Origin of the sequence: Coprococcus sp. RTP21428st1_C9_RTP21428_210409, from assembly GCF_040227395.1 — a bacterium.
Lineage (GTDB): Bacteria > Bacillota > Clostridia > Lachnospirales > Lachnospiraceae > Coprococcus > Coprococcus aceti.
In genome coordinates this window covers 1-12,177 of record NZ_JBEHVV010000022.1, presented here as the reverse complement: position 1 = coordinate 12,177, position 12,177 = coordinate 1, and the positions used below count along the sequence as shown (strand labels likewise).

9 protein-coding genes are annotated in these 12,177 nt (G+C 43.4%); 1 reads left to right on the top strand and 8 read right to left on the bottom strand.

The features are described from left to right. The 8 genes from ABUA34_RS06210 to ABUA34_RS06175 all read right to left on the bottom strand — a co-directional run. A partial coding sequence (locus ABUA34_RS06210) for a hypothetical protein (protein ID WP_349823013.1) occupies positions 1-5,231 on the bottom strand: 5,231 nt, incomplete at its 3' end. 187 nt (positions 5,232-5,418) lie between these two features. After that, positions 5,419-6,117 carry a zinc metallopeptidase gene (locus ABUA34_RS06205; protein WP_015533113.1) on the bottom strand — a complete coding sequence of 233 codons (699 nt, stop codon included), beginning with the start codon at positions 6,115-6,117 and terminating at the stop codon, positions 5,419-5,421. A gap of 177 nt (positions 6,118-6,294) precedes the next feature. Further along, positions 6,295-7,266 (bottom strand): GH25 family lysozyme, encoded by a 972-nt coding sequence (locus ABUA34_RS06200; protein WP_349823012.1) that lies wholly within the window; start codon positions 7,264-7,266, stop codon positions 6,295-6,297. 130 nt (positions 7,267-7,396) lie between these two features. Further along, entirely contained in the window at positions 7,397-7,720 is a 324-nt protein-coding gene (locus tag ABUA34_RS06195; RefSeq protein WP_238050207.1) for a hypothetical protein, read from the bottom strand. Positions 7,721-8,096: 376 nt separating this feature from the next. Continuing rightward, positions 8,097-8,381 carry a hypothetical protein gene (locus tag ABUA34_RS06190; RefSeq protein WP_349823011.1) on the bottom strand — a complete coding sequence of 95 codons (285 nt, stop codon included), beginning with the start codon at positions 8,379-8,381 and terminating at the stop codon, positions 8,097-8,099. Between the two features lie 484 nt (positions 8,382-8,865). After that, the gene (locus tag ABUA34_RS06185) at positions 8,866-9,387 is read right to left on the bottom strand and encodes a hypothetical protein (protein ID WP_349823010.1); all 522 of its coding nucleotides are present in this window, start codon (positions 9,385-9,387) and stop codon (positions 8,866-8,868) included. Positions 9,388-9,815: 428 nt separating this feature from the next. Then, a complete protein-coding gene (locus ABUA34_RS06180; protein WP_004853826.1) occupies positions 9,816-10,826 on the bottom strand; it encodes a GGGtGRT protein in 1,011 nt (336 codons plus the stop codon). Positions 10,827-10,855: 29 nt separating this feature from the next. Further along, positions 10,856-11,557 (bottom strand): iron-sulfur cluster assembly scaffold protein, encoded by a 702-nt coding sequence (locus ABUA34_RS06175; protein ID WP_004853825.1) that lies wholly within the window; start codon positions 11,555-11,557, stop codon positions 10,856-10,858. Positions 11,558-11,913: 356 nt separating this feature from the next. Here ABUA34_RS06175 and ABUA34_RS06170 point away from each other — a divergent pair. After that, positions 11,914-12,177, top strand: a 264-nt coding sequence (locus ABUA34_RS06170; RefSeq protein WP_349823009.1) for a PHP domain-containing protein, incomplete at its 3' end; no start/stop codon positions are given.

Here is a 12,177-nt window from a genome sequence, read left to right as displayed (position 1 = left end):
GACTTTATCTCGACATACAGATCTCCCTTTACATCTGACTGCTGGACAAAGTTGTTGCATTTCTCAGCACACCATCTTCCCTCAACCACACAGTTCACATTTCCGGATACGACTGTTCCCGACACTCCATTGAAGTATGAGCGCTTGTTCATATAATCCGCACCGTATATAAATGTATTGTAATGATCAGTTATACCAACTCTTACATCCACATCACCTGATACTGATCCACCTGATGTAACATACATATTCTCAGACTTTGTTGATTCCGGTGTGTACATCTGTGCAGACTTTGCAAATGTGAAGTCTACCTTCTCCGCATTTGTATTGTACGCACCGTATACCACGCTTCCTGCTCTTCCGTCCTCTGCCGTGAAGGTCACTGTCTTGACATCAGTGTTTCCTGCCGCAGCTACAGTGCCTGACACATAACCGCTCATGATCGTCATGGTTACATTTCCATCTATCGTCACTCGGTCTGCCTTGCTGTCAGTTGAACCCGCAGCACATATATTGCCGACATTTCCGCTTCTGAGTGTCACCGATATGTCACCAGTGTATTTATTTGCTGTGTCCGTATAGCCTGATATGCTGTAGCCTGACAGATCATATGTAACCTCTCCGTCTATTCTGAGTGGTCTGTTGTCGTCTGCCACTCCGTTGTGATCAGCATCCAGATATACTGAGCTCTTGCTGCTGTCCGATGGATCAACTATTATCACTGCCGAATTTCCACCGAGATCAATGGTCTTATCCTCTGTGTTCACAGATACACCAAGCTTGTTGATATCAGGTATCTCCGTGCCTGCCGGCAGTACCTTGAATACCACTGGAAAATCAACCGATGTTCCATTTCGTCCTGTTATGACAAATGTTACTGTGCTTTCACCTGCATTCTTGGCTGTTCCTATTATCTTACCCGACTCAAGCACAAGTCCTGATGGAAGTGTCGAACCGCTCTTCAGTCTGTACTGCATGTCAGTTCCATAATCCTTTGTGGTATCTCCTGTAACCTTGAGGATCGTGAGATCGTACGCTGGTGAATCCGCTGTGTACTTGGTATCCGCCGCCAGAATCGGATCTGCGTATTCCTTACTGATGTCTATCTGGTCTGCCACATAATCCACTACAATAGACATAGATGAATCCGGGCCTGTCACCTTTGCACTTCCGTTGCTTCCCTGTACCGGCTCGCCGCCATTTGCCGACACATAGGCTGTGTAACCTGGCACATCGGTATAGCTAACTGTGATCGCCTGTTTGCAGGCAACATATTTGACATTCTCATATTCAACTACATATGACTGTGCAGCCAATTTTGCTGATGTGTTGTCCATGTTTGTTGAGCCGCCTGCATAGCTGTAATACACTCCTGTCCAGCCGCTGGCATCTATATCATCTGCAAATTTTCCTGCTGCCACCCACACACCTGTGTTGCTGAACTGGTCTGAAGGACACTTGAGCGTACCCTTCTGATATACTCTTGCCCAGCCTGATGTCATATTGACCTTGCCCACATCAAACAGCGCATCCTCGCCTATTGTGAGTGTCGTGTCATACTGTGTCATATTGAGAGCCGCAAGCTTCGTATCTCCATTCACAACTGCCTTTGCATACTTTGAATAACCAAGCCGGTCAGCGGTCAGCGTATCGTTAAATACTGCGGATGATCTCTCATTCAGTGACACATAATCCGTTACCTCAACCGGAGCATTTACATCAACTGCCGCACTGTCATAGATTATCAGAGCCTTTGCCGTGAGTTTCTTATTCACAACATAGGTTCCTCTGATAGTTACGATATCCTTGCTGTTTCTCATGAGTGCACCGGTATATTTTGATGTTGTATCCGCTGCAAATCCGCCCTTATCTACAGTGTTCTCTACGATCTCATATGCGATGGTTCCATCCACGGTTGAATTCGACAGAACATACATAGTTGCTGCCTTACCACCACGGATATTTATACTCACCGCATCGCCGCCTTCATATGAAAGCTCTGAATCCTTTGCACCGTATATTGCTTTTACATTTCCCCCCGTCATGGTGATCCTGATGTTTCGTCTTATGGCGTTGTCCTCGACACCTGTTATCGTGTACTCCGACAGATCTCCGGTGTACAGAGGTGTCTTGCCATCTGCCTGTCCATCCTGATTGTCGTCCACGTATATCTCTGTCTCTGTGTCGTCCTTTGCCTGGATGACCACTGATGTTCCGTTGAGACATATAGTCTTCTCATCCTCGTCAACTACGATTCGGCCATCCTGGTTGTCCTGCTTCTTCTCCTCATTTGAGACGATCACGTTCAGTGAGAGCTGTGCCTTTGAACCATTTCTTCCTGTCACATGTACTATGACATTCTTTCCATCTTCATAAAGCTTGCTTGCCGTTCCGACAACCTTGCCATCGATCAATGAGAGTCCCTCAGGAAGTCCATTTGTCTCGTCGATCTCGTATGTGACCTCGCCCTCTCTTGCGTCGTTTGATATGACAAGATCTGCCATGTCATAGAGAGGTGAAGCTGCCGTGTATTCTTTTCCAAGCAGTGCTGAAGGGTCAACAGTTGTCTTGGATACCACGATCTGCTTTCCTGTCGTTACGATCGTCACTGTACAAGGCTCATTCGGCATGCTGAACGTGTACACGCCATTTGATTCAACCGCTGAATTTTCCGCTGTGTCGCTCTGACCTCTGAAGGTCACCTTGTCAAGAATATATCCCTTGTTCACGGTCGGTGTTATCTTGACATTTGCGCCGCCCTTGACATATGTACCATCAGGATCAATATACTGTGACGTCTTGCCTGTCATGGTGTACGTTGCGGCCTTCTCGTTGGACACAACATCTAATGAATAATTTACATTTGCAACATCCCCTACAGCCGAGTCCTCTATTACACCCCCCTTTGAGAATATATTTGGCAGATACCCATCAGTCGCCTTAAATGTTCCCTTGAGGATTCCACTGTGGAGTATATTTGAACCGCCTGCTGCATATATACCCTCTTTTGCAGTTAACGTTACCCCCTTGTTGATAACGATCACGGCATTGCCCTGGCTTCCGTTCTCTGTGAAGTTACCAAAGTAAATATTGTCAGCAGTTACATCCTTGTCTATCACAAGATTCTGTCCGCCATAATATATATTCTGTCCATAGGTTATAACAGATGAGCCGGTGGTATTCATGCTTGGAGCCATATAATACTTCTCCGGCATACTGCACTTGTCATCAAATGTAACTTTTGCATCCTTGTTATTACCTATATACATCTGGAAGCTTATTCCGTCTGCATTTGTAAAATCTGTGTTGTTGATCTTTATATCAACAGGAACTGTATTCTCGGTTGAACCGGAATAGCTCTCATTTGCCAGATAGAAAATATTATTTCCCGCCAGTCCATTTATACTGCTGTCTGACAACGTTATGTCAACCTTTGTTCCGATATTTCCGCAACTGTAATCACCTCCGGCGAGTCCACATTTTGCAAAATGTATCTTTGCTATATCCGCCTTGAGTTCCCCTGCCAGTGCAAAGTTGCCCATCATGGTAAACATGTCGCTGCCCGCGTATTCATACGAGTTCACAAGCGGATCGCCATTTTCGTCTACTATGGATTCATCATTCATGCCATCCACATTGACCGTCATATTTCCCAGACAGCTACCGCCGTATACAAACTGTGCTGAACTGCTGATAACGTTGCTGACGCTTATGTTAAGATCCTTACTGATGCTTCCGCCCTGCTCTACATTCAGAGATCTCGTAATGCTGCAGCCCGAAACTATGGCATCTACAGAACCATTTACCGTCACATTTGACAGCTCCAGAGCATTTACATAGGCTGCATTACAGTTGTAAAGTTCTGCCTTTATATCACCTTTTACACCTGTGCTCAGATACATGCCATTTAATGTATCTGTTGTTGCCACAGCCTTCATTACAACGCTGGCAGAAGTGATACCGGAACAATTTGAAATTCCATATACCCTGCCGCTGGCACCAGTGATATTCTCCATGTTCACAGTATACGTATATGTTCCTTCTTCCTCCGGCTGAGTCTGACTGAACGAAACCGAATTCATGCCACATGTTGTGTAACCAGCAGCGCAGTTCTTTATATCTATATCAGCCCTTCCGCCCAGCATACCGCCATACATTCCATATATGGTGTTGAACTTTGCTCCTGAGCCATCAACGCTGACATTTACATTTCCCTTTATATTTGTATTATTGGTGCCATACACAGACATCTCTGATCCAGACTGGCTTTTCAGCTTAAGGTCCAGATTTCCAAGGATAGCCGCACTTGACGCACCATATACACTGGCACTGCTTCCATCCTTTACGGCTGATATTCCGTCAAATGTAAGGCTCACGTCACCATCAACCTTTGCGCTCTGGGAAACTCCGCACAGATTGTCTACCTTGGAGTCAGTCACCTTGGCCGTCAGTGTCTTGCTGAGCACAGCTCCGTTCTGCACAATATACACGGAACTGATGCCGGCACCGTTCATATTGAACACTGCATCGCCATTTATCGTGTATGCTTTTCCTGTGTAATATCCATCTGTAGCCAGTGCGACAAATGTGTTGCCATCACAGCTATAATTGATATTCTCCGTGATGTCTCCATCTATGGTCGATGTGCTGAGACCGTAGAGCGTTTTTATCGTAACTGACTTCTCCGTGTCTATCAGTACACCACCAGTACAATATGTCTTAAAAAGTCCATACAGACTTTCAACTGCTGCGCCGCCCTTCACACTGATAGTTACCGCAGTCATGTTCTCCGGAGTCTCAACAGTGCTCTCAAATGCTCCATATACGGCGGGCAGTTCGGCACCGTCTATGGTTATGGAGATCGGCGAGCTGCTCTTCCCCTGGTAAAGTCCATATATCTTACCGTAGTGTATATCCGTGTTTCCATCCAATGTGAAAGCTTCCTCGCCTTCATCAAGGATTCCATCCCTGTCTTTGTCATTGTAAATATTGAATAACTGCTCGCTGTCAGTGGAATTCGGCGACTGCTTTATAATTACCGAATTGCCGTTGAGCGTGACACCTGATGGTGTAGAGCCTGACGACTCATATACATACTCCAGCCCCTTTCCCGTATCCGCAGCTTCAGACTGTGTTCCGTCCGCCGCAAATGCCGTTATTCCCGATGCCATGCCAATAGCAGCAAGCACCGACAAGGCCGTTATACCTCCTCGTAGCCTTCTCTTCCTCATCAATTACCCTCCCTTAATTAATTATTATGCAGACTTTCCTGTTACAATTGTGCACAATAGCAGAAAAAGTCTTGCAAATATGTAAATTTTTGCCACTTTAGCCATTTTACCATAGCAAAGTTGCAAATACTATCAACAAATTCACAAGACTTTTTTATGCATTTTTATATTTTCTGTTATAATTCCGCTATCTTCTCCTGTTGCCAAACAATAATACAAGTCTGAGCAACTGAAGTGATGCTGATACCATGGCTGCCACATATGTCATAGCTGCCGCTGTGAGTACACTTCTTGCACCCTTGAGTTCATCCGGATAGAGATATCCGCTGCCCTCCAGTATCGCCATGGCTCTTCTCGATGCATTGAACTCCACCGGAAGTGTCACAAACTGTAGGACAACAACCAGTGAGAACAGTATGATTCCGAGTGTTATAAGGTAATCAACCCTCGGAATGAGAAGTCCTATAAGTATGAGCGGCCATGATATGGCTGAGCCTATATTTGCCGCTGGAATGATGGCTGACCTGATGGTGAGCGGTGCATATGCATTTGCATGCTGTATGGCATGTCCGCACTCATGGGCTGCCACGCCTATCGCTGCGATGGATCTGGAACCATACACGCTGTCCGACAGATTGAGCGTATGCTCCTTAGGATTGTAATTATCAGTCAAATCTCCTGAGATGTGATGTATTGACACATCCGTTATCCCCGCATTCCTGAGTATCATGTATGCGACCTGATCCGCTGTGTAGCCTGACCGCGATCCCACCTTCTCATACTTCTTGTATGTGGTCTTGACTCTTGCCGACGCTATCATGCAGAGCACCACGCCTATGAGAACCAACAGATATGTTGGGTCAAAATAAAATCCATAATATGGCATATATATCACCTTTTCCTTTCATGTATCCCTGACGGGGGCTTTTGTTTTCCACTATCCTATAGTATATATTGCGCTTCGTCAACAGGTGTGGATGATACTTCATATAAATTTCATTTTTGCCGGAACTAATTTTATACTTCGTTCTCCTGCCATTTTTCTTATGTCATTTACCTGCAGCTATCTGCCAAGCATCTCATTTACCTTATTCTGCACCTTGACATGATCATACCCTGCCTTCTTCAGCCTGTTCTTTCTGTCATCGCCATTTCCCCAGTCGCCGGCTATGACCTCTCTGGCTATCACATCTATCGATTTCTTCTGCGAAGCCTTGACCACTGCATTTACCTTCGCCTGAACCTTATTGTAATCATATCCTGCCTTTTTCAGTCTACTCTTCCGGTCACCGCCGTTCCCCCATTTTCCGGCTATGACTTCCTTTGCTATCACTTCTATGCTTTTCTTTTTATTATTACTTTTTCCGCTGTTACTGCCCGCGTCTTTTCCCTGTGTACCGTCAGTCTTTTTTGCGGCATATTTTTTCCATGTCGTCTTATCTATATATGACTTGTTAAGATCGAGATTGCCATCGTAACCCGGAAGTCTTCCAACGGATGTGTACTGTCTGATATCACATTCGTATTGACCTTCATTCCATGGATGCTCCTGATATCCCGTCCGCTCGTAATCAGGATACTGTGCAACCCACAGCCTGTATCCCAGGCCCTTTACATTGTCCATGGCGCTCTTCTGGATATAGATCAGGGGCTTAACACCGGTTTTTCTGTATACATGATCACACCACTCTTTGCACCACGCTCTGTCACTTCTGCCAAACTGCGGATTATTCTGCCCCTCCCAGTCAAGGACAAGTATCGCCTTGCCCACATATTTCTTACTGTATGCTATGAAATACTCAGCCTCACTGTGGGGATCGCCACCATTTGCATAGTGGAATGCCCCCAGAAGTTTTCCCACTTTAATCACCTGATCACAGTGCTTTGCAAAAAATCTGTTCTTGTAGTCCGTGCCCTCCGTCGCTTTCACTATCACAAAGTCACAAGGCACCTTGGTTATATCTATAGTATCCTGCCACGCTGATATATCTATACCATCCATGTAGCCCTTTAATGGAACCTTATTAGAAGCCATAAAATTGTCTCCTGAATTCTTTTGTCTGTATATAATATTCCAGACATTGAATCAGGAGACAATCTTAGGATCATTATTTCGAACTTATACTTATCTGTCTCGTATTACATGTGCCACTGTCATGACGCCTTTATTCATGCCACTTTTCCTTATCTCCGCCATTGTAAAACCGCTTGAATATCGATATCAGGTAGTCCCATCCCCGGGTACATATAATCGCAATGACAAATGCCCCGAAAAACGCAGCCACAGGATAATACCACACAAATGCTATGTGATAAAATGATAGTCCAACAAAAAGTCCCACCTCACACACAATGACACTGGTGATCAGAACCTGAAAAGAGGTAGGGATCTTCTTCAGCACTCCTACCTCTTTCGTAAATTCCGTTATTACCGATATCAAAGTGCAAAGAACCGCAACAACTACAAGATATACTGCGAATCTGTCCATGCGTATTCACCTCCTTGTCCATGATATAGTTTAATGTATTCCGGAAGGTGGTATGTGGTTATAAAATATTATTGTGTTCTTAAATCTCTTTTTAAATCCAACCTCGCGTTAATGCGAGGTGTTTTACGTTATATAGGAATCTCCAAAATGTATATATATCAAAATTACTTATGTATGAAAATAGAATAATGTATTTAACCGGGCAGCCGAGGGGTGTTACACCATATCCGTTCGAGTCTTGGAAGGGAGTGGTGCCTTATGAGTACATATGAGGAATTCATGGTTATATTAACCGTTGCGATACTTATTGTGACAATTCTGAATCATAGAAAATAAGAAAAACACCTCAGCCGACTAAGCTATGAGGTGTTTCATCTTAAAATGGTTTTTGCCGGACGGATAGGACGTATCTATCGCTCGGCTGTCTTGTTAAGTATATTATACAATATTTTTGACGTTTGTCAAAAATAAAATTCTGAAGTGCACGATCAAATGCCGCATGGGACTTACCAAATCGTCTGGCATGACTGACACTGATACAATTAGCATTTGTACATATAACTCTGTTCAGATATTCAAGCAGACCTGTCTTATCAATATACAATTCACTATTCTTGTCCTTTGTAAAACTGTCATTACTTGGATTAAAATAAATGCCCATCTCATGCCATCCTTGTTTATTTCAAATGTCTTATATATAATTCTCAGAATTCATTGATATAGGCCTTTTCTCTGAAATCGGGATATTAATTCAACCTCTTTCCGAGTTGCCATAAAGCTGCGCCCATCCTCAAGTGTTATATTTCCAAGTTCAATGTTCTTATCTATGCTACCCATTATATCTGTTTTTATAAGGCTTTTCAACGATGCTATATTTTCTGGAGTGCGATATTTTTTGTTTCTTAATCTCTCCCTGAGTTTAAGCAGAAAGAACGGAACCAGAATGACCATCTTTCTATTGTTTATATCCTCTGTTTAACAATTCATAAGTTTTACGACCGGAACTCTGTACCATCATCCTTTACGCTTTCAGTCCAATGATAAAATACCTCCTGTTTTTTCTTCCGATCGGTAGCCACACTTTAGACCTAAATCAGACGTATGTCAATAGATTTTGACAAATGCGCGTATAAAGCGAATTTTCGCTAAATACGCGCATTTTTGTGGTATTCACAGGTGTCGGAAATTGAATTTTCAGAAGTTGACATCTTCTGTTTCCATAATGGTGTATATGTTCCATTCCAGAAATTCTTTATATTCCTATAATAATAATCTCTCTCTTTTTCATATTCTTCGATACTCATGCCATCTCTCCAGTATGGCACTTCTCGTAACGAAGCATTTGACCAGTCCTTATTTTCATATACCAGCTTTGAACTAATATACTTTTCATATTCTTCTGGTATTCCAATATCGTATTTTTGATAATAATGTAAAAAATCTGTTGGAAATGTAAAATCTCCGTCTTCATATATCCCAGCCTGCTCTATCTCTTCCCCATCCAATATATCTTCAGTAGACATGGGGGCAACAGCCGAAACAGAAAGACTTTTCAGATATCTTAATATTTTATCTTTGCTAATATGATTTTTGATTTTTTTATAATCATCAAAATCTTCTTCGCATTTCCCATATTTCATTCCCTTAAAAAATCCAAAATATGTCATTGTTTATTCCTTTTCTTGTGTACGATTTCAGAATTCATTGTAGTTTTCGCATATTACCTAAACCACTCACTCACGCTCATCGACATTACCATGATCTGAATTAACGATAAATGAATTGTGCGAAAAAATCTCCCTGCATCTGCAAAATATTTTCTAATTACATTCTCCGAAAATCTCATTGACCAATTCGCAATTCATCTTGCATTCTCTAATTATACATCTAACAGCCTTTGGGGGATCTGTCAATTTCCATCTTCGTCAAAGTAAAATATTTCGGAGTAGTCACCACCATTTGGAGTCTTTCCCATGATTCTTTCAGATGTCATTTCTCCCGTCTCATTATTTGCTATGTATTTTCAAAACAAAAAATAGAGAGCCTTTAGATCTCTCTAAAAGCCCTCTAAACCGTTTAAATACTAGGTTTTTATTTAGAACTTACCAGCGTTAGCAGCTTCTTCAACAGAAACAGCTACAGCAACTGTAGCGCCGACCATAGGGTTGTTACCCATTCCGATAAGTCCCATCATCTCTACGTGTGCAGGAACTGATGATGAACCAGCGAACTGTGCATCACTGTGCATACGTCCGAGAGTATCTGTCATACCGTATGAAGCAGGACCTGCTGCCATGTTATCTGGGTGAAGTGTACGTCCTGTACCACCGCCTGATGCTACTGAGAAGTACTTCTTACCCTGCTCGATACACTCCTTCTTGTATGTACCTGCAACTGGATGCTGGAAACGTGTAGGGTTTGTTGAGTTACCTGTGATAGATACACCAACGTTCTCCTTGTGCATGATAGCGACACCTTCCTGAACATCATCAGCGCCGTAGCACTTAACTGTTGCACGGATACCATCTGAATATGCCTTCTCGTATACTACATTGAGCTCAGCCTTCTTGTAGTCATACTTTGTCTCAACATATGTAAATCCATTGATTCTTGAGATGATCTGAGCTGCATCCTTACCAAGACCGTTAAGGATAACTCTAAGAGGTTTTTTACGAACCTTGTTAGCCTTCTCAGCGATACCGATAGCACCCTCAGCTGCTGCAAATGACTCATGACCTGCTAAGAAACAGAAGCACTCTGTCTCCTCCTCAAGTAACATCTTACCAAGGTTACCATGTCCAAGACCAACCTTACGATGATCTGCAACAGAACCTGGTATACAGAATGCCTGAAGACCCTCGCCGATAGCTGCTGCTGCGTCTGCTGCCTTTCTGCATCCCTTCTTGATTGCGATTGCTGCACCTACTGTATATGCCCAGCAAGCATTCTCAAAACAAATTGGCTGAATACCCTTTACCTGATTGTAAACGTCAAGTCCAGCGTCCTTTGTGATCTTCTCAGCTTCTTCGATTGAGCTGATTCCATAGCTGTTAAGTACAGCGTTTATCTGGTCTATTCTTCTTTCATATGATTCAAATAATGCCATTGTCTCGTTCTCCTTTCCTCTATTTCCGACTACTCTTTACGTGGATCGATGATCTTAACAGCGCCCTGCTCTGGCTTAACACGTCCGTATGAACCTGAAGCCTTCTCCCAAGCTGTGTTAGGGTCATCACCCTTCTTGATAAAGTCAGTCATCTTTCCAAGAGAAACGAACTGATATCCGATAACTTCGTCATCTGCATCAAGTGCTATTCCTGTTACATAGCCCTCTGCCATCTCAAGGTAACGAACACCCTTAGCCTTTGTTGCATACATTGTACCAACCTGTGAACGAAGACCCTTTCCAAGATCCTCAAGTCCGGCACCAACTGCAAGTCCGTCATCTGAGAATGCACTCTGTGTACGTCCGTATACGATCTGAAGGAATAACTCTCTCATTGCTGTATTGATAGCATCGCACACAAGGTCAGTGTTGAGAGCCTCAAGGATTGTCTTACCCTGAAGAATCTCAGCTGCCATAGCTGCTGAATGTGTCATACCTGAACATCCAATAGTCTCGACAAGAGCCTCCTCGATAACACCCTCTTTTACGTTAAGTGAAAGCTTGCAGGCACCCTGCTGTGGTGCACACCAGCCTACACCATGTGTAAAACCAGAGATGTCTTTGATTTCCTTTGAGTAAACCCACTTTCCTTCTTCTGGGATAGGAGCTGGCTCATGCTTTGCACCCTTTGCTACAGGGCACATGTTTTCAACTTCCTTAGTGTAAATCATTGTGAAACTCCTTTCAAAATATGAATTCTTAAAAGCGGTTCCGAATTCTCTAATTCAAACCATCAGTGGTATTTTCTCACAAAACAGTTATGAAGTCCATAGCTTATTGAAAATTTTTGTCGCATTTGCGTGTACTTTATCAAGTACAGCGCGCCTTATTGAGAAAGTTTTTAACAAGGCACAGTTGTCAGGGTTCATATGTCCGCTTATATCATTTGATCGTAACCATATTCACTTGAACATATGTATTTATCTGATATACAATACTTCTGTCAGAGCACATTCAACCCAGACATGCGCCGCTCCAGGCGCTGCTCAGATACATGATATAAAAAATAAAAACGGAGGTTTTCAACATGAGATTTATAGATATGCACCTTCACACCACCGCTTCCGACGGCTCCTGCACCCCATCAGAGGTGTGCCAGCTTGCCATTGACAGGAATCTTGCAGCGATCGCCATAACCGACCACGACACAGTGAACGGCGTAGCAGATGCAATCACATATGCAGATAACTGGAACAGCACTCTTCCTCCGATCCAGAACAGTGATTCCACCAACTGCTCTGGCTTTTCTGACAGCAGTGACCATCATATCGAGGTAGTTCCCGGCATAGAG

Bases quoted from the DNA above. Each gene is read 5' to 3' on its own strand.
- ABUA34_RS06185 (WP_349823010.1), bottom strand. From the start codon at position 9,387: ATGACATATTTTGGATTTTTTAAGGGAATGAAATATGGGAAATGCGAA.
- ABUA34_RS06190 (WP_349823011.1), bottom strand. From the start codon at position 8,381: ATGGGCATTTATTTTAATCCAAGTAATGACAGTTTTACAAAGGACAAG.
- ABUA34_RS06205 (WP_015533113.1), bottom strand. From the start codon at position 6,117: ATGCCATATTATGGATTTTATTTTGACCCAACATATCTGTTGGTTCTC.
- ABUA34_RS06180 (WP_004853826.1), bottom strand. From the start codon at position 10,826: ATGGCATTATTTGAATCATATGAAAGAAGAATAGACCAGATAAACGCT.
- ABUA34_RS06175 (WP_004853825.1), bottom strand. From the start codon at position 11,557: ATGATTTACACTAAGGAAGTTGAAAACATGTGCCCTGTAGCAAAGGGT.
- ABUA34_RS06200 (WP_349823012.1), bottom strand. From the start codon at position 7,266: ATGGCTTCTAATAAGGTTCCATTAAAGGGCTACATGGATGGTATAGAT.
- ABUA34_RS06195 (WP_238050207.1), bottom strand. From the start codon at position 7,720: ATGGACAGATTCGCAGTATATCTTGTAGTTGTTGCGGTTCTTTGCACT.